This window comes from Achromobacter sp. EB05 (assembly GCF_044232075.1).
Taxonomy (GTDB): domain Bacteria; phylum Pseudomonadota; class Gammaproteobacteria; order Burkholderiales; family Burkholderiaceae_B; genus Achromobacter; species Achromobacter dolens.
The window spans coordinates 4,376,094-4,394,054 of the sequence record NZ_CP155917.1 but is presented as its reverse complement, the minus strand read 5'-3'; the positions used below and the strand labels follow the sequence as shown (position 1 = coordinate 4,394,054).

Below are 17,961 nucleotides of genomic sequence, written 5' to 3'. Positions count from 1 at the left end.
GGGGCTGCGCGCCGTCATCCGTATTGCGCGCGCCGCGTTCCGCCCTCGCGCCGGCTGGCCTTGTCGGTGATGAGGTTGTCCTGCGCCATGCGCTGGCCGCGCCCGGCGATGCGGGTCAGCAGGTCGCGCAGCAGGGCGACCTCGGCGGCATCCAGGTCCTGCACCAGCAGGTCGTTCAGGCGCACGACCTCCGGCAGCAGGGCGCGGTAGCGGTCCAGGCCTTCGGCGGTGGCCTCGACGCGCACCACGCGCCGGTCGGCGCTGTCGGGCAGGCGCCGCAGCCAGCCTTTCTCGCACAGGGAACCAAGAGTGCGCGAGGTGCGCGCCAGGTCGAGCCTGGCGGCCGCGGCCAGTTCGGCCGAGGTCATGATGCCGCCCTCGACCGCGCAGGCCAGCAGGCGCCATTCGCGCCGGGTGATGCCGAAGCGGCCTTCGCACAGCCGCACGAAGACGGGGTTGGACTGCGCCCAGGCCTGGTATAGCTGGTACATCAGCATTCCGGCCAGGGGGTGTTCGACGGGATCTTGCGGGGGCATTGTCGTCTCCTGCCAACGGCGCGCCGCGTCCATGGCGTGGCGCATATCGTTATGGCGAGTATTGGCAGTTCATATCGTTATGACAAGTACTGGATTAGATCAAGCAATCTTCACGGCGCTACAGTCGTCTCGCCTATCCAGGCCCAGGCCCGGCATGCGCAAACATAACCGACAGCGGGCCGTTGTCACCAGGGAGACTACCGTGCGTAATTGGATATCCTGCGCCGCGTTCGCGGCGCTCGCGGCGGCTTCGGCCGCGCCCGCCTGTGCCCAGCAGGCGCCGCTGGACGGCGCCCTGACCATCGTGGTGGGCTATCCGCCGGGTGGCAGTTCCGACCGCATCGCGCGGCTGGTGGCCGACCGCCTGAAGGACCGGCTGGGCGTGACCGTGGTGGTCGAAAATAAGACCGGCGCAGGCGGCCGCATCGCGGCCCAGGGCCTGCATGCGCTGGCCGCGCGGCAGAACGTGCTGATGCTGGCCAATCCCGCCGTCATGGTGGTGGCGCCGCTGGTCTACGCCGAACCCGGCTACGACGCCCGCCGCGATTTCCAGCCAGTGTCGCTGGTCAGCCGCTACAAGTTCGCCTTGGCGGTGGCGGCCAATTCGCCCATCCGCGACGTGGCGGGGCTGCGCCAATGGCTGCGCGACAACCCGCGCCAGTTCTCCGTGGGCGTGCCGGCCACCGGCAGCCTGCCGCATTTCTTCGCGCTGATGCTGGGCCGCCAGATCGGCCAGGAACCCGAGGTGGTGGGGTATCGCGGCTCGGCGCCGCTGATCTCCGAACTGATCGGCGGCGTGCTGCCGCAGGCGGTCGATACGCTGGACACGCTGCTGCCGCAGCACCGCGCCGGCAAGATCCGCATCCTGGCGACGTCGGGCGAGGCGCGCGACCCGCTGCTGGCGGACGTGCCAACCTTCCGCGAGGCCGGCGTGGACCTGGCGGCCGACGGCTGGAACGCGTTCTTCGCCTCGTCGGCGATGGCGCCGGCCAAGGCCGCCCGGCTGGGCGAGGACATCGCCGCGGTGATGCGCGAGCCGGCCATGCAGCAGGCGGTGCGCGAGTCGTATCTGGAGCCGGTGACGGCGGATGCCGCCGCCACCGGGCGCGAGCTGGACGCCTACCGGGCCCAATGGGAACCGGCGGTGAAGGCGTCCGGCTTCACGGCCACGCAATAGGCGGGCGACGATGAGCACGGTGCAGAATGTGTTGTTCATCATGGCCGACCAGTTGCGGGCGGATCACCTGAGCTGCTATGGCCATCCCTATTTGCAGACGCCCAGCCTGGACGCGCTGGCCGCGCGCGGCGCGCGCTTCGAGCGGGCTTTCGTCAATTCCGGCGTGTGCGGCCCGTCGCGCATGAGCTATTACACGGGTCGCTATCCGTCGCGCCACGGCGCCACCTGGAACCGGGTGCCGCTGTCGGTCAACGAGATCACGCTGGGCGAATACCTGGCGGGACAGGGGCGCGACCTGGCGCTGGCGGGCAAGACCCACGTCATTCCCGACCGCGCCGGCATGGAGCGCCTGTCGATCGACGGCGGCTCCGAGCTGGGCGCGCTGCTGTCGCGCGGCGGCTTCATCGAGGTCGATCGCTACGACGGCCACCACGAACCGGGCAAGGAAAGCGGCTACCCCGCGTTCCTGCGCAGCCAGGGCTACGACAGCGCCGACCCCTGGACCGACTACGTCATTGCCGGCGTCGACGCCCACGGCCAGGTGGTCAGCGGCTGGAACATGCGCAACGTGCACCTGCCGTCGCGGGTGGCCGAGCCGCATTCCGAGACCGCCTACATGACCGACCAGGCGCTGCGTTTCATGCAGCAGCGCGGCAGCCAGCCCTGGGTGCTGCACCTGAGCTACGTCAAGCCGCACTGGCCTTATATGGCGCCGGCGCCCTACCATCAGCGCTACACGGCCGACCAGTGCCTGCCGGTGCGGCGCAGCCGCGAGGAGCTGGCCGGCGCGCATCCGGTGGTGGCGGCCTACCGCCAGCATGAGGAAAGCGTCAGCTTCTCGACCGATGAATGCGTGCGCGTGGTGCGTCCGGCCTACCAGGGCCTGATCCGCCAGCTCGACGACCACCTGGGGCGGCTGTTCGACTACATGGAAGGCGCGGGCCTGATGCGCAACACGCTGATCGTGTTCACGGCGGATCACGGCGACTTCCTGGGCGACCACTGGCTGGGCGAGAAGGAACTGTTCTACGACACCGTGCAGCGCGTGCCGTTCATCGTGATGGACCCGTCGGCTGAGGCCGATGCGACGCGCGGCCAGGCGCTGGCGGACATGGTGGAAAGCGTGGATCTGGTGCCGACGGTGCTGCGCGCGCTGCAGGCGCCCCGCCCGTGGCACCGGCTCGAAGGGCGCGAATTGCAGACCGTGCTGCACGGCCGTGGCGCCGAGGATCCCTGGCGCGACTGCGTGTTCTCGGAACTGGACTACAGCTTCCGCCAGGCGCGCCTGCTGCGCGGCAAGACGCCGCAGAACGCGCGCGCCTGGTCGGTCCGCACCGACCGCTGGCGCTACGTGTACTGGCTGGACGAACCCGAGCAACTGTACGACCTGCAGGCCGATCCCGACGAGTTCCAGGACCTGGGCGCCAGCGCCGCGCACGCCATGGTGCGGGCGCAACTGCGAGAGCGCCTGCTTGACTGGATGCTGCGCGGCAAGCGCCGCACCACCCTGAGCGATGCGGCGGTGGAGCAGGGCACCAACGCGCACAAGCGCGCCGGGGTGTTCTTCGGGCAGTGGTGAGCGCCCGGCGCGCGGCGCCAGACGGCGGCGCGCGGGTTGCCGTCCGCGGCCGCGCCCAGGTTTGCGTCAGGCGCCCGCGGTGTCCTTCTGCGGCGCCGCGGCGGCCGGCTTGAGTTCGCGCCGCAGGATCTTGCCGACGTTGGTGCGCGGCAGGTCATCGCGGAATTCGATGTAGCGCGGGACCTTGTAGCCGGTGAGCTGGGTGCGGCAGTGCGCGATCAGCGTCTCGGCGTCCAGGTTGGGGTCCTTGCGGATCACGTACAGCTTGACTGCTTCGCCGGAGCGTTCGTCGGGCACGCCGATGGCGGCCACTTCGCGCACGCCGGGATGCAGCGCGGCGGCGTCCTCGACCTCGTTCGGATAGACGTTGAAGCCGGACACCAGGATCATGTCCTTCTTGCGGTCCACCAGGAAGACATAGCCGGTGTCGTCGACGTAGCCGACGTCGCCGGTGCGCAGATAGCCGTCGGGCGTCATCACCAGCGCGGTCTCGTCGGGCCGGTTCCAGTAGCCGCGCGTCACCTGCGGGCCGCGCACGCAGATCTCGCCGCGTTCGCCCACGCCCAGCTCGCGTCCGTCGTCGTCGCGGATCGACAGGTCGGTGGACGGCACGGGCAGGCCGATCGAGCCGGTGAAGACCTTCACGTCGAGCGGATTGATGGTCACGGCGGGCGAGGTCTCGGTCAGGCCATAGGCCTGCGCCAGCGCCCGGCCGGTGACGGTCAGCCAGCGCTCGGCCACGGCGCGCTGCACCGCCATGCCGCCGCCCATCGTCAGTCGCAGGCGCGAAAAATCCAGCCTGGCGAAATCGGGGTGGTTGAGCAGGGCGTTGAATAGCGTGTTGACGCCGGTGAAGGCGCTGAACGGCACCTTGCCCATCTCCTTGATCAACCCGGGGATGTCGCGCGGGTTGATGATGAGCAGGTTGCTGGCGCCGATCTTCATGAAGGCCAGGCAGTTCGCCGTGAGCGCGAAGATATGGTAGAGCGGCAGGGCGGTGACGATGCATTCCTCGCCGTCCTTGACCAGCGGCTTGATCCAGGCGTGGGCCTGGGTGACGTTGGCGGCCAGGTTGCCGTGCGTCAACATGGCGCCCTTGGCCACGCCGGTGGTGCCGCCGGTGTATTGCAGGCAGGCCAGGTCGTCCTGCGTCAGCGCGACTTCGTCGAACGGCGCGTCGCGCCCGGCGCGCAGGGCGTCGCGCAGCCGTATCGCGCCGGGGATGGACCAGGCCGGCACCATGCGCTTGACGCGCTTGACCACGAAATCGACCAGCCGGCCCTTGAGCGGGCTGAGCAGTTCGCCGATGGAGGTCACCAGCACCCGCTCGATGGCCGTGGCCGGCAGGGCCTTCTGCACGGTGGCGGCGAAATTGTCGGCCACCACGATGGCGCGCGCGCCGGAATCGATCAACTGGTGCTCGAGTTCGTGGGCGGTGTAGAGCGGATTGCAGTTGACGACGACGCAGCCGGCGCGCAGCACGCCGAACAGGCACACCGGATACTGCAGCAGATTGGGCATCATCAGCGCCACGCGGTCGCCCTTGCGCAGGCCGTTGGCGCGCAGCCAGGCGGCGAAGTCGCGCGTCAGGGCGTCGAGCTCGCCGTAGGTCAGCGTCTTGCCCATGCTGATGTACGCGGCCTTGTCCGCGAAGCGCCGGCAACTGTCGCGCGCGATCGAGGCCAGCGTGGTGGCCTCGTCCAGCTCGATCTCCGCTGGCACGCCCGGGGGGTAGCTCTTTTGCCAGATTCGTTCCATCTTCACGGGGTTCCCAGTAGGGCTTTTTTCAGGGAGGACTGCGCCGGGTTGTCGCCCAGCCACACCCGCAGCAGGGCGCGGGCGAAGGCGGGATCGTCGATTCTGCCGCGCTGTTTGCCGTTGTCGGTGATGGTGACGCCGCGGGCGTCGAAGTCCAGGTCGATCACATCGCCTTCGCGCGCCGAGCCGATCTCGGCCATCAGCGACGACAGGCGCGCGGCGGACGGTTGCAGCGCGGCGAGTTCCTGTTTGGGCGTATTGTCGCGCAATCCTTCCTGCAGCGCCGCGTCCAGGCTCTTGCTATCGACATCCCGCAAGAGTTGCAGCCGCATGCGGCGCGGTTCGTTGCTGTCGATCAAGGCCTTGGCGTCCTGGCTCCTGGCGCTGGCATACAGCGCCGCCACGTACACCTTGACCACGAACTTGGTGCGCAGGCCGGCGCCGTTCAGCACCAGTGCGCGGCCGTCTTCGGACAACTGCGCGGGGAGGCGCACGCCGGCCACGTCCATGTCGGCGGCCAGCGCGGGGGCGGCCGTCAGGCAGGCGGCCAGGACCAGGCTCAGGGCGGCGGCGCGCCCTCCGGGGATGATGTCACGCATGGGTCTCCTCCAGTCGTTTTCTGCTTGTAGTACTTCTTGTCGGCGATGTAGATCGTGCGTTCCACGACGGCATAGACGACGCCGTCCTTGTCCTTCAATTCCACGGTGTAGGTCCGGGTGGTCTCGTGGTCACGCGCAAGAATCCTGCGTATGTCCGCGATTTCTCCCGGCGGCAGCCGGAAGTCCACATACAGCGTGGTGTAGGCGGGCTTGCGGTAGCGGATGGAAGCCGCCTTGTCCCACACGATGTGGTCCGCGCCCAGCGCCGCCATCAGCATGGTGGGGTGGGCGCCGTCGGTCACCGCGAACAGCGAACCGCCATACATGGATCCGACGATGTTGCGCGTGCGCCGCAGCAAGGGCAGCTTGATGCGGATGTGCTGGAAATCGTGCGACACGTGCAACACCCGGCCGCCGGTGGCGCGGAACGCCGGGTGCAGGTTGAATCCCACCCGCATCAGGCGCGCGCGCCAGGCCGGCGACAGGCGTTTGAACCAATAGGGCTTCACGGCTTTTCCATCCGGCTTGCGTCACATGGCCTCGAACAGGCCCGCCGCGCCCATGCCGGTGCCGATGCACATCGTCACCAGACCGTACTTGCCGCCGGTGCGGCGCAGCCCGTGCATCAGTGTGGCGGTGCGGATCGCGCCGGTCGCGCCCAGCGGGTGGCCCAGCGCGATGGCGCCGCCCAGCGGGTTGACCTTGGCCGGGTCGAGCTGGAGCTCGCGCATCACCGCCAGCGATTGCGCGGCGAAGGCTTCGTTCAGTTCGATCCAGTCCAGGTCGTCCTGGGCGATGCCGGCGCGCGCCAGCACCTTGGGAATGGCGGCCATGGGGCCGATGCCCATGATCTCGGGCGGCACGCCGGCCACGGCGAAGCTGACGAAGCGCGCCAGCGGGCTGAGGTTGAATTCGCGCAGCACCCGCTCGGACACCAGCACCACCGCGGCGGCGCCGTCGGACATCTGCGAGCTGTTGCCGGCGGTGACGCTGCCGCGGGCGGCGAACACGGGCTTGAGCCGCGCCAGTCCCTCGGCGCTGCTGTCGGGGCGCGGGCCTTCATCGACTTCGACCAGGCGGCGGCTCTCGCGCACGTCGCCCTTGGACCCGCCGGGCAGCCGCGTCACCACCTCGAACGGCGTGGTCTCGGCGCGGAAATGGCCGGCCGCGATGGCGGCGTTGGCCTTCTGCTGCGAGGCCAGCGCGAACGCGTCCTGGTCTTCGCGCGACACCTTCCATTGCTCGGCGACCTTTTCGCCCGTCAGGCCCATGCCGAAGGCCATGCCGATGTTCTCGGGGTGCGAGAAGATGGCCGGGTTGAGCGACACCTTGTTGCCCATGATCTGCGGCATGGCGCTCATGGATTCGGTGCCCGAGCCGATCATGATGTCGGCTTCCCCGGTGCGGATGCGGGCGGCGGCGTCGGCCACCGCCTGCAGCCCGGAGGCGCAGAAGCGATTGACGGTGACGCCGGCCACGCTTTGCGGCAGGCCGGCCAGCAACAGGCCGATGCGCGCCACGTTCATGCCCTGTTCGGCTTCCGGCATGGCGCAGCCGGTGATGACATCGTCGATGCGCGCCGGATCCAGCCACGGCGTCTGCTTCAGCACGCCCCGCAGCGCCGCCGCCAGCATGTCGTCGGGCCGCGTGGTGGCATACACCCCATTGCGCTTGCCCACCGGCAACCGCGTCGCCGCAACGATGTAAGCCTCTTGAATCTGCTTGCTCATATCATTTCCTCGTATCCATAACAGTCACCCTACGTCCATCACGGTTTCTCACTAGCGGGGCCGCGCGGATCCGGCTTCGCCGGTCCGCCGCCGGCGCCCCTGGGGGTAGCGCCGCAGGCGCTTCGGGGGGACCGATGCTCGGCTCCGCCGGTCCGCCACCGGCGCCCCTGGGGGAGGCGCCGCAGGCGCTAGGGGGGCTTAATTCCGCAATGGCTTGCCCGTGTCCAGGGTGTGGCGGATGCGGGCCTGGGTCTCGGGCGTGCGCAGCAGCGCCACGAACTCCTTGCGCTCGACCGCCAGCAGCCATTCCTCGTCGACCTTGGCGCCCGTCTCGACCTCGCCGCCGCACAGCGCCACCGCGGCGCTGCGGGCCACGCGGTAGTCGTGGGCGCTGATCATGCCGCCTTCGCGCATGTTGACCAGCACCATCTCGAAGTTGGCGATGCCGTTGCGGCCGGCCACGGGTACGTCCTGCAGCCGCGGGGGCGGCGCGTAGCCGGCGGTGGCGGCGGCGCGCGCCTGGCCGATGGCCACGAACAGCAGCTCGCCGGGATGGAACAGCACGACGTCCTGCTCGCGCGCAAAGCCCAGGTCCACCGCCTCGATGGCGCTCTTGGCGACCCGCGCCATGGCGATGGTCTGGAACACCGGCTGCAGGAACGGGAACACCTCGCCGGGCGTGGCCGTCTTTGCCGCCAGCGCCGCGGCGCGGCCGGCGAATTCCTTGCTGCCGCCGCCGGCCGGGATCAGGCCGACGCCCGCCTCGACCAGGCCGATGTAGCTTTCCAGCGCCAGCACGCGGTGCGAGGCGTGCATCAGGAATTCGCAGCCGCCGCCCAGCGCCATGCCCTGCACGGCCGCCACGGTGGGGATCTGCGCGTATTTGAAGGCCTGCGAGGTGCGCTGGAACTTCTCGACGGTGGCTTCCAGCATGTCCCACTGGCCGGCGGCGCAGGCTTCGGACACCTGCTGCAGGTTGGCGCCCACCGCGAATGGCGCGTCATGCCAGATCACCAGGCCGTCGAACTCGCGCTCGGCACGGGCCACGGCCTGCAGGATGCCTTCGAGCACCTCGGCGCCCAGCGTGTGGTTCTTGGACGTGACCGACAGGATGGCGATGCCGGCGTCGACCTCGGGCAGGTTCCACAGGCGCACGCCTTCGTTTTCCCAGACCGTGGTGCCGCGGTCGTCGGGGCCTTCGCCGAACACGCGCTCGGGGAACAACTGGCGCCGGTAGACCGGCAGCGCCGAGCGCGGATGCAGCTTGCCGCTGCGCGCGGAATACGAGCCGGCCGGCGTGTGCACGCCCTGGCGCTCGGGCTCCAGGGCCCAGGCCGGCAGCGGCGCGTCGCTCATGGCGCGGCCGGCGGCGATGTCTTCGGCGACGGCGCGGGCGATGGCCTGCCAGCCGGCGGCCTGCCAGGTCTCGAACGGGCCCTGGGCCCAGCCGAAGCCCCAGCGCATGGCCAGGTCCAGGTCGCGGGCGTTGTCGGCCACCTGGCCGAGCTGCACCGCGCTGTAGTGGAAGATGTCGCGGAACAGGCTCCACAGGAACTGGGCCTGCGGATGCTCGCTGGCGCGCAGCGCGGCGAAGCGCCTGGCCGGATCGCGTTCTTTCAGCAGCGCGGCGACCTCGTCGGCGAGCTTGCCGGCGCTGGGGCGGTAGTCCTGCGCCTGCAGGTCCAGCACCTGGATCTCGCGGCCGGCCTTGCGGTAGACGCCGGCGCCGCTTTTCTGGCCCAGCGCGCCCTTGGAGATCAGGGCCGACAGCCAGGCGGGCAGCGTGAAATAGCGGTGCCAGGGATCGTCCGGCAGGTTCTTGTCCATGGTGCCGACCACGTGGGCCAGCGTGTCCAGGCCGACCACGTCGGCGGTGCGGTAGGTGGCGCTCTTGGGACGGCCGATCTTGGGGCCGGTGAGGGCGTCGACCTCGTCGAAGCCCAGGCCCAGGCGCTGAGTGTGGTGCATGGCGGCCAGGATCGAGAACACGCCGATGCGGTTGGCCACGAAGTTGGGCGTGTCGAGCGCGCGGATCACGCCCTTGCCCAGGGCGGAGGTCAGCCAGGTCTCGAGCTGGTCCAGCACCGGCGCCTGGGTGTGCGCGGTGGCGATGATTTCCACCAGGCGCATGTAGCGCGGCGGATTGAAGAAATGGATGCCGCAGAAGCGGTCGCGCAGCGCGGCCGGCAGGGCGTTGGCCAGCGCGTCGATCGACAGGCCGGAGGTATTGGAGGCGATGATGGCGCCGGGCGCGACGTGCGGCGCGATGCGCTCGTACAGCGCGGTCTTCCAGTCCATGCGCTCGGCGATCGCTTCGATGATCAGGTCACAGCCGCGCAGTTGTTCGATATGGTCGTCGTAGTTGGCCGGGGTGATCAGGGCCAGGCGCGCGGGGCTGGCCAGCGGCGCGGGCTCCAGCTTCTTCAGGCCGGCCAGGGCTTTCTTGACGATGCCGTTGCGGTCGCCTTCGGGCGCGGCAAGGTCGAACAGCGTGACGGGCACGCCGGCGTTGGCCAGGTGGGCGGCGATCTGCGCGCCCATGACGCCGGCACCCAGCACGGCGACGTGTTTGACGACGAACTTGCTCAAGGAAGTCTCCTGAAAAGGCGGGCGGAAGACGGGGCCGGCCCGTCATCCGCCCCGGCGGGGCTAGAAGCGGGACGACAGTTGCAGGCCGAAGATGTGGCCGCTGCTGTCATAGGTGCCCGCGACGCGGCCCTTCGTCAATGCGTTGCCGGACGTGGTGTCGATATCCGTCTTGCGCAGGTACAGATAGGTATAGCCCAGATCCAGCGTGGTGCTCTTGGTGGCCTGCCACTGCACGCCCGTCGAGAACCAGTAGCGGTCGTTGTCGGGCAGCGAGGTGGGCCGGTCCTCGGCCTTGTGGACCGGCGACTGGTCGTAGGCCAGGCCAAACTTCCACTTCCAGTCCGGCGCAAACTTGTAGGTCGTGCCCACGGCGATGCGCCAGGTGTCGCGGAAGTTCAGCGGCAGGTCGTCATCGCGCGCGCCGGCGCCGGAGTTGCGGATCTTCAGGTCGGGGATGCTGCTCCAGCCGGTCCACGAGATGTCGCCCAGCAGTTCCCACTTCTCGTTGAGCTGGTGGGTGGCGCTCAGGATCAGGGTGTCGGGCAGGTCGACCGAGGCCTTGGCGTCGAACGAGACCGACTGGCGGGTCGGGCCGATGTTGTCGATGTCGGTGTCGCCCTTGGCCGTGTGCTTGATCTTGGAGCGGTACGACAGGCCGATGCGGGTGTCTTCGGTAGGTTGCAGCATGAAGCCCACGTTCCAGCCCCAGGCGTCGCCCTTCAGGTTGAGGTCGGCGTCGCCGTTGGTGATGAACGTGCCGCCGCCTGGCAGGGCCACGGGCACCACGGTCTTCTTCTTGTAGTTGGCGTCGATGTGCTGCCAGTTCACGCCGAAGCCCATCGAGAACTTGTCATTGACCTTGTAGGCGATCGACGGGTTGATGTTGATCGTCTTGATCTCGAATTTGTTCGAGTGGTATTGGCCTTCCCAGCCCTTGTCGTATTCGGTCATCAGGCCGAACGGCGCGCCGATGCCCAGGCCGATGAACCACTGGTCGCTCAATTGCCACGAGCCGTACAGGTTGGGCACGACGCCCAGGTTGCCGGCGTCGCCGCCGTCACCGCCGGTGGGGCGGGTGCCGCCCAGCGCCGTCGGATTGCGGGTGTTGCCGTTGTCCGAGAACTTGAACGAGGGTTTGATCAGATTGACGCCGCCCGAGACATTGATGCCCGGCAGGTAGGTCATGCCCGCCGGGTTGTAGTAGATGATGCTGGCGTTTTCCGGATTTGCCGCCGAGCCCGCGTAAGCGTTGCCCAGGCCGCTGGCGTTCTGCTCCAGGAGCTGAAAGCCGGCGCCGTGGGCGGCGCTGGTGGCGCCCAGGCCGACCACAATGGCCGACAGGGTGCTCAGGGACAATGAACGTCTGCTCATGGTACTGCCTCCTCATGTTGGATAGGTATGTCTCTATGGCACTGCCGGTCTCGTCGTCCCGGTCTATCCGGCTCAAGGGGGTCCAGGCCGGTTTGGTTTGTTGACGCGTTGCTGCGTTAGGCACTGCGACTGCTCTGGTAATGCAGGGGGCCGCCCGTGAACGGCGCGAAGCCGGTTCCGAAGATCACGCCGGCGTCGGCCAGGTCGGCGTCGGCCACCACGCCGGCCTCGACCCGCTCGCGGGTGGCATCGATCAAAGGCTGGATCAGGCGCTCTGCCAGGCCGGCCGGCGCCTGTGCGCCGCCGTGGCCGTCCTTGACCGGCTTGCCGTCGCGCCAGGCGTAGAAGCCGCGCCCGCTTTTCCTGCCCAGGTCGCCGCGCGCCAGCTTCTCGGCCAGGCAGCGCGGCGGCTCGGCGCCGCCAGCCAGCTCCTGCCCGGCCGCGCGCGCGATGTCCAGGCCGACCGTGTCCGCCAGTTCGAGCGGGCCCATCGGCATGCCGAACGCCACCATGGCCGCGTCCACGGCGGCTGGCGATAGACCTTCATCGATATTTCGCATGGCCTGAAGCATATACGGTGCCAGCACCGCATTGACCAGGAAACCGGGGGCACTACGCACCGGCAAGGCCAATTTTCCGATCTGTCCTACAAAGGCGTTGGCGCGCGCCAGCGTTTGCGCGGCAGTGCCGTCCGCATGCACGACTTCCACCAGCGGCATCTTGGCCACGGGGTTGAAGAAGTGGATGCCGATCAGCCGTTCGGGGCGGGCCAGCCCGGCGCTCAGCGTTTCCAGCGACAGGCTGGAGGTGTTGGTGGCCAGCAGCGCGTCGGCCTTCATGCGCGGCTCCAGCGATTGGTACAGCCCGCGCTTGGCCTCGGGGTTCTCGCTGATGGCCTCGATCACCACGTCGGCCAGCGGTACGCCGCCGCCGGTGGGGTCGGGCATCAGCCGGTCGAAGGCGGCGCGGGCCGCGCGCCGGTCCTTCAGGCGGCGCGCGAACAGCGTCGCGGCGCGCTTGAGGGCGGGCGCGATGCGGGCCATGTCCTGGTCCTGCAGCGTCACGGTCAGGCCCTTGAGCGCGCACCAGGCGGCGATGTCGCCGCCCATCACACCCGCGCCGACCACGTGCACGTGGCGCACCGGCGCGATGCCGGGCTGGCGGCCGTTGGCCTTCAGGCGTTCCTGCAGCCGGAACACGCGCAGCAGGTTGCGGGCGGTATCCGAGGCGATGATGGCATCGATCAGCGCCGGCGCCTGCAAGGCGTTGCCGCCGTGCTTTTCCCAGAGTTCGATGATGGCGGGCGCGGCCGGGTAGTGGCCCAGCGGATCCTTGGCGGCGACCTGTTTGCGGGCGCGCTTGGCGGCGACTGCCTTGAGCGGCCAGCGGTTGAGCCAGGCGCCCAGGCCGCGCGCGCGGCGCGGCGGCTTGCCCGACAGCACCATGCCGCGCGCCGCCGCCTGCAGCAGGCGGGTCGGCACGCGCGCGTCCACCAGGCCCAGCGCGGCCGCGCGGCGCGCGTCGGCGCCGCGGCCAGTCAGCATCATGTCGAGCGCGGCCGGCGCGCCGACCACGGCCGGCAGGCGCAGCATGCCGCCCCAGCCGGGAAAGATGCCCAGCATCACTTCCGGCAGCGCCAGCGAGGCGCCGGGCGCGTCCTCCACCAGCCGGTAGCGGCAGGCCAGCGCCAGTTCCAGGCCGCCGCCCAGGCAGTGGCCCTGGATCAGCGCCAGCGTCGGGTAGCGCACCGCCGCCAGGCGGTTGAACAGGTTCCAGCCGCGCGCCACCAGGGCGCGGCCCTGTTCCGGCGTGTTCAGTTCGGCGAATTCATTGACGTCGGCGCCGACGATGAAGCCGGTCGGCTTGCCCGAGCGGATCACCAGGCCCTTGGGCGGCTGCGCGTCGAGCGCGTCCAGCACCGTCGCCAGTTCCGCCATGGTGTCGGCGGACAGCGCGTTGACGGCGCTGCCGGCGCGGTCGAACGTCAGCCACGCCAGGCCGTCGGCGTCGCGCTCCAGGCGCCAGTGCGAGAGCGTCTCCAGCGTGTTCATGGGCGGTCCTCCAGGGTTTCGACCAGCATGGCGCCACCCAGGCCGCCGCCGATGCAGATGGCGGCCATGCCGCGGCGCGCGCCGCGACGCTTGAGCGCCTCCAGCAGGTGCAGCACGATGCGGGCGCCGGAGGCGCCGACGGGATGGCCGATGGCGATGGCGCCGCCGTCCACGTTCAGGCGCGCCGGATCGAGTTCGCCCCACGCGGGCGTGCCGAAGTGTTCCTGGCAATAGGCCTCGTCCCGCCAGGCCGCCAGGCAGCCTAGCACCTGCGCGGCGAAGGCCTCGTTGATCTCCCACAAGTCCAGGTCATTGAGGCCCAGTCCGTGGCGTTGCAGGATCGGGGTGGCGGCGTGCACCGGCCCCAGGCCCATCATGGCCGGATCGAGGCCGGCCCACTGGCTGTCGATGATGCGGCCCAGCGGCCGCAGGTTCCAGCGCCGCACCGCTTCCTCGGAGGCCAGCACCAGCATCGCCGCGCCGTCGGTGACCTGCGAGCTGTTGCCGGCGGTGATGTTGCCCCAGGGCTTGTCGAACACCGGCTTGAGCTTGGCCAGCTTTTCAGGCGTGGAGTCCTCGCGCACGCCGTCGTCGTCCGGGTACAGCTTGCCCTGCGTGTCGATCAGCGGCGTGATCTCGGCGAAGGCGCCGTTGGCGCGCCCGGCCAGCGCGCGCGCGTGGCTCTGCGCCGAATAGGCGTCCATGGCCTGGCGGCTGATGCCGAAGCGGGTGGCGACGTTCTCGGCGGTCTGGCCCATCGACAGGCCCACCACCGGGTCGGTCAGGCCCTTGAGCAGGCCGATGACCGGCGCCAAGTGACGCAGGCGCAGGCGGCCGAGCGTGGCGAGCTTGGCGCCGACGCCGCGGGCCGCGTACCAGCCGGCCAGCCAGCGCACCATGTCGTCGGAAAACAGCACCGGCGCGCGCGACAGGGCGTCGACGCCGCCGGCCAGCACCAATTGCGAGCGTCCGGTCTGAATGTTGGCGATGGCCGAGTCCAGCGCCTGCATGCCCGAAGCGCAATTGCGCATCACGGTCCAGCCGGGCACTTTGTTGCCGCAGCCCAGGCGCAGGGCGATCACCCGGCCGATGTTGACTTCGTCGGGCGACGGCGCGGCGCAGCCCACGATGACCTCGTCCAGGTCCGTGGGCGCGTAGGGCTGTCGCAGCAGCAGGCCGCGGCCGGCCTGCACCGCCAGATCCCCGGCGGCGAACGGGCCGGGGCCCGTGCGCGCCTTCAGGAATGGCGTGCGGGCGCCGTCGACCACGTATACCGGTTTGAATGCCATCCGATCTCCTCTGCGTGTTGACTGGGTCCTCAGGCGGCCTTGCGTTCGGCCGCTGGCTTGACCGCGCCTGTGACGCCGAGGTCAAAGGGGAAATCATCCACTCTCACCACGCTATCGCGCAAGGCATTGCGACGCTTGACCACCGCATATTCTTCGGCGGTGATGCCGCCGGCGGCAAAGACGGCGTCGGCCAGGTCGCGCACGTTGGCCTGCGGATTGCCTTCGAGCGTGCCGCGCTTCTCGAACTCGCGGATCTTCGATTCGATCGGCTCGGCCTCCAGCGTGGCGGCCAGCGCCTGTTCGATCGCGCCGACCGGTTCGTCGGCGGTCGCGGGCAGATGGCAGCCGGCGGTCAGGCGGTCGCGGGTCGCGCCGGGGTTGATGAGCAGCCGAGCCACGTCCTGGCCCAGTTGGTCCGACGGCAGCGACTGCGGCCGGCCCCAGGGGAAGACGATGCGGCGCAGGCTCCACGCCACCACCCGGTTGGGATAGTTTTCCAGCAGGCCGTCGATGGCGTCCTGCAAGCGGAACAGCGCGTCCTGCACCGACCAGTGCGCCAGCGGCGCGTCGGCGCTCTGGCGGCCTTCGTCCTCGAAGCGCTTGAGCGCGGCGCTGGCCAGGTACATCTGCGACAGGATGTCGCCCAGGCGCGCCGACAGGCGTTCGCGGCGCTTGAGGCTGCCGCCCAGCACCAGCATCGAGGTGTCGGCCAGCAGCGCGAAAGCGGCCGAATAGCGGCTCAGCAACTGGTAGTAGCGCTTCATCTCAGGCGCGACGTCGGCGTCGATGCCAATGAAGCGTCCGCCGGTCAGGGCGGTGCCCAGCGCGCGCAGCGTGTTGCGCGCGACAAAGCCGACGTGGCCCCAGAAGGCCTGGTCGAAATCGATCAGGCCCTGCCTGCGGTCGGACGACTGCGCCGCGCGCATCTCGGCCAGCACGTAGGGATGGCAGCGGATCGCGCCCTGGCCGAAGATGATCAGGCTGCGGGTCAGGATGTTGGCGCCTTCCACGGTGATGCCGATGGGAATCTGTTGATAGGCGCGGCCCAGGAAGTTGGAGGGCCCCAGGCAGATGCCCTTGCCGCCGATCACGTCCATGCCGTCATTGACGACCTGGCGCGCGCGCTCGGTGACGTGGTATTTGACGATGGCCGACACCACCGACGGTTTCTCGCCCAGGTCGACGGCGCCGGCGGTCATGCTGCGCGCGGCGTCCATCATGTAGGTGTGGCCGCCGATGCGGGCCAGCGCCTCCTCGACGCCCTCGAACTTGCCGACCGGGGTGCGGAACTGGCTGCGCACGCGGGCGTAGCCGCCGACGGCGCGGGCGGTCAGCTTGGACATGCCGGTGTTGGACGATGGCAGCGAGATCGAGCGGCCGGCCGCCAGGCATTCCATCAGCATGCGCCAGCCCTGGCCGGCCATGGCCGGGCCGCCGATGATGAAGTCCAGCGGCATGAACACATCCTGGCCGCGGGTCGGGCCGTTCATGAACATGGCGTTCAGCGGGAAGTGGCGGCGGCCGGTGTCCACGCCGGGATGGTCGTGCGGCACCAGCGCGCAGGTGATGCCGATGTCCTTCCTGCCGCCCAGCAGGCCGTCCGGGTCGTACAGGCGGAAGGCCAGGCCCAGCAGCGTGCAGACCGGCGCCAGCGTGATGTAGCGCTTGTCCCAGCTAACGCGCATGCCGATCACTTCGCGGCCCTGCCATTCGCCTTTGCAGACGATGCCGCTGTCGGGAATGGCGGCGGCGTCGGAACCGGCCCAGGGGCTGGTCAGCGCGAAGGCCGGCACTTCCTCGCCGCGCGCCAGGCGCGGCAGGTAGTGGTTCTTCTGTTCGTCGGTGCCGTAGTGCAGCAGCAGCTCGGCGGGGCCGAGCGAGTTGGGCACCATCACCGACACCGCCAGCGCCGACGAGCGCGTCGACAGCTTGGTCACGATCTCGGAGTGGGCATAGGCCGAGAAGGCCAGGCCGCCGTATTCCTTGGGGATGATCATGCCGAGGAAGCCGCTGCGCTTGAGATAGTCCCAGACCTCGGGGGGCAGGTCGAAGCGCTCCTGCGTGATGTTCCAGTCGTTGACCATGCGGCAGGCCTCTTCGGCCTGGTGGTCGAGGAAATGTTGTTCCTCGTCGGTCAGACGCGGGCGCGGGTAGGCCAGCATGCGCTTCCAGTCGGGGCGGCCGCGGAACAGCTCGCCTTCCCACCACACCGTGCCGGCCTCGAGCGCGTCGCGCTCGGTGTCAGACATCTGCGGCAGCACCTTGCGGTAGAGATTGAAGATCGGCGCCGACAGCAAGGCCCGCCTGAGCGGGCGCACGCCCAGCAGGATGACGGCCAGCAGCGCGATGACGATCAGCGCGACGATGACTGCGTTCATTTCCTAGTCTCCTTTTTTTGAATTCTCTGGAACCGCCGCGCCGCGCCGACCCGGGGCCGCTAGGTGGCGGGGTGCTGCGGCAGCGGAGCGCGCAGGCCGCCGAGCAGGAAGCTCATCAGGCGGGGCAGCAGCAGCTCGGGGTTGTCGGGTTGCTCGGACTCGTCCAGCGTCCAGCCGGTCACCGAGCGCAGCAGGTCGGTGCCGATGATGGCGTAGGAGGTGGCGCCGAGCATGAACTGGAAACGCCACACGATTTCGGCGCGCGGCACGTCGGGCAGGGCGGCGAACAAGGCATTGCGATAGCGCTCGAGCACGTCGGCGTATTCCTCGGCGAACAGGGCGCGGATGAAGCCGGCGGGGTCGGTCATGGTGCGTTCGAGCAGCGGCAGGAAAGTACTGCCGGCCTGCTCCGGATCGGCCGCCAGCCGCAGCAGCGTGCCGAAGAAGGCGTCGACGATCTGCGACGGCTTGAGCGGCTTGCCCTGGGCCTGGGCCTCGAGCTCGTCGAGCAGTCGCAGCCGTTCGCGGTTCAGGACTTCCAGGCGGCGCTTGAGCACGGCCTGCACCAGCGATTCCTTGGAGCCGAAGTGATAGTTGACCGAGGCCAGGTTGACGCCCGCCGCGCCGGTGATCTGGCGCATGGACGTGCCGTCGTGCCCCTGCTGGGCAAACAGGGCTTCGGCGGTGTCCAGGATCGATTCGCGCGTGCTGGAGGATCTGAGTTCTTGCATTAAGTTGAATTCAAACGTTTGTTTGAAAGCAGTATGCGTAAAAGATCGCAAGCGTGCGACCCCTGCAATCCCGAATAGGGTTTACCCCTAAAAACGGAGTGCGTGCGGCGCTCGTTCCTTTGCATGAGAACCCCTGCCGTTGGCTGAGGCGGAGCGCGGCGTGTCGTCCAAAC

The 17,961-nt window shown here is 69.4% G+C and carries 13 protein-coding genes; 2 read left to right on the top strand and 11 right to left on the bottom strand.

The window, feature by feature from the left end:
• Positions 1–14: 14 nt before the first annotated feature.
• Positions 15–536 carry a MarR family winged helix-turn-helix transcriptional regulator gene (locus AAID08_RS19860; protein WP_054503296.1) on the bottom strand — a complete coding sequence of 174 codons (522 nt, stop codon included), beginning with the start codon at positions 534–536 and terminating at the stop codon, positions 15–17.
• A 202-nt stretch (positions 537–738) separates the two neighbouring features.
• On the opposite strand from AAID08_RS19860, the gene AAID08_RS19855 reads away from it, so the two are divergent.
• Positions 739–1,713, top strand: coding sequence for a Bug family tripartite tricarboxylate transporter substrate binding protein (locus AAID08_RS19855; protein ID WP_049072952.1), 975 nt, complete (start codon positions 739–741; stop codon positions 1,711–1,713).
• Between the two features lie 10 nt (positions 1,714–1,723).
• Complete coding sequence (locus AAID08_RS19850; RefSeq protein ID WP_116791899.1) at positions 1,724–3,292, top strand: sulfatase-like hydrolase/transferase; 1,569 nt, start codon at positions 1,724–1,726, stop codon at positions 3,290–3,292.
• A 66-nt stretch (positions 3,293–3,358) separates the two neighbouring features.
• Here the strand turns inward: AAID08_RS19850 and AAID08_RS19845 are convergent, their stop codons facing one another.
• From AAID08_RS19845 to AAID08_RS19800, 10 genes are all read right to left on the bottom strand, one after another.
• A complete protein-coding gene (locus AAID08_RS19845; RefSeq protein WP_395756820.1) occupies positions 3,359–5,050 on the bottom strand; it encodes an AMP-binding protein in 1,692 nt (563 codons plus the stop codon).
• Positions 5,051–5,052: 2 nt separating this feature from the next.
• Positions 5,053–5,649, bottom strand: a complete 597-nt coding sequence (locus AAID08_RS19840; RefSeq protein WP_054503074.1) for a chalcone isomerase family protein — start codon at positions 5,647–5,649, stop codon at positions 5,053–5,055.
• Positions 5,610–6,158 carry a DUF4442 domain-containing protein gene (locus AAID08_RS19835; protein ID WP_054417268.1) on the bottom strand — a complete coding sequence of 183 codons (549 nt, stop codon included), beginning with the start codon at positions 6,156–6,158 and terminating at the stop codon, positions 5,610–5,612. The genes AAID08_RS19840 and AAID08_RS19835 overlap by 40 nt, the downstream gene beginning before the upstream one ends.
• 21 nt (positions 6,159–6,179) lie before the next feature.
• A complete protein-coding gene (locus AAID08_RS19830) occupies positions 6,180–7,379 on the bottom strand; it encodes an acetyl-CoA C-acyltransferase (protein ID WP_054503073.1) in 1,200 nt (399 codons plus the stop codon).
• Positions 7,380–7,577: 198 nt separating this feature from the next.
• Complete coding sequence (locus tag AAID08_RS19825; protein WP_395756819.1) at positions 7,578–9,968, bottom strand: 3-hydroxyacyl-CoA dehydrogenase/enoyl-CoA hydratase family protein; 2,391 nt, start codon at positions 9,966–9,968, stop codon at positions 7,578–7,580.
• Between the two features lie 60 nt (positions 9,969–10,028).
• Positions 10,029–11,339: an OmpP1/FadL family transporter gene (locus tag AAID08_RS19820; protein WP_054503071.1), complete on the bottom strand. Its 1,311-nt coding sequence runs from the start codon at positions 11,337–11,339 to the stop codon at positions 10,029–10,031.
• A 116-nt stretch (positions 11,340–11,455) separates the two neighbouring features.
• Positions 11,456–13,390 (bottom strand): 3-hydroxyacyl-CoA dehydrogenase NAD-binding domain-containing protein, encoded by a 1,935-nt coding sequence (locus AAID08_RS19815; protein WP_395756818.1) that lies wholly within the window; start codon positions 13,388–13,390, stop codon positions 11,456–11,458.
• On the bottom strand, positions 13,387–14,679 hold the full coding sequence (locus AAID08_RS19810; RefSeq protein ID WP_064524256.1) for an acetyl-CoA C-acetyltransferase: 1,293 nt from the start codon (positions 14,677–14,679) through the stop codon (positions 13,387–13,389). Before AAID08_RS19810 ends, AAID08_RS19815 begins: the two co-directional genes overlap by 4 nt.
• A gap of 29 nt (positions 14,680–14,708) precedes the next feature.
• Positions 14,709–17,057, bottom strand: coding sequence for an acyl-CoA dehydrogenase (locus AAID08_RS19805; RefSeq protein ID WP_395756817.1), 2,349 nt, complete (start codon positions 17,055–17,057; stop codon positions 14,709–14,711).
• A gap of 59 nt (positions 17,058–17,116) precedes the next feature.
• Positions 17,117–17,788 (bottom strand): TetR/AcrR family transcriptional regulator, encoded by a 672-nt coding sequence (locus AAID08_RS19800; RefSeq protein ID WP_054503067.1) that lies wholly within the window; start codon positions 17,786–17,788, stop codon positions 17,117–17,119.
• Between the last annotated feature and the right edge of the window lie 173 nt (positions 17,789–17,961).

What these genes read in the sequence shown, in the direction of transcription:
- AAID08_RS19860 (WP_054503296.1), bottom strand. Translation starts at nt 536, where the DNA reads ATGCCCCCGCAAGATCCCGTCGAACACCCCCTGGCCGGAATGCTGATG.
- AAID08_RS19850 (WP_116791899.1), top strand. Translation starts at nt 1,724, where the DNA reads ATGAGCACGGTGCAGAATGTGTTGTTCATCATGGCCGACCAGTTGCGG.
- AAID08_RS19845 (WP_395756820.1), bottom strand. Translation starts at nt 5,050, where the DNA reads ATGGAACGAATCTGGCAAAAGAGCTACCCCCCGGGCGTGCCAGCGGAG.
- AAID08_RS19840 (WP_054503074.1), bottom strand. Translation starts at nt 5,649, where the DNA reads ATGCGTGACATCATCCCCGGAGGGCGCGCCGCCGCCCTGAGCCTGGTC.
- AAID08_RS19830 (WP_054503073.1), bottom strand. Translation starts at nt 7,379, where the DNA reads ATGAGCAAGCAGATTCAAGAGGCTTACATCGTTGCGGCGACGCGGTTG.
- AAID08_RS19820 (WP_054503071.1), bottom strand. Translation starts at nt 11,339, where the DNA reads ATGAGCAGACGTTCATTGTCCCTGAGCACCCTGTCGGCCATTGTGGTC.
- AAID08_RS19815 (WP_395756818.1), bottom strand. Translation starts at nt 13,390, where the DNA reads ATGAACACGCTGGAGACGCTCTCGCACTGGCGCCTGGAGCGCGACGCC.
- AAID08_RS19810 (WP_064524256.1), bottom strand. Translation starts at nt 14,679, where the DNA reads ATGGCATTCAAACCGGTATACGTGGTCGACGGCGCCCGCACGCCATTC.
- AAID08_RS19805 (WP_395756817.1), bottom strand. Translation starts at nt 17,057, where the DNA reads ATGAACGCAGTCATCGTCGCGCTGATCGTCATCGCGCTGCTGGCCGTC.
- AAID08_RS19800 (WP_054503067.1), bottom strand. Translation starts at nt 17,788, where the DNA reads ATGCAAGAACTCAGATCCTCCAGCACGCGCGAATCGATCCTGGACACC.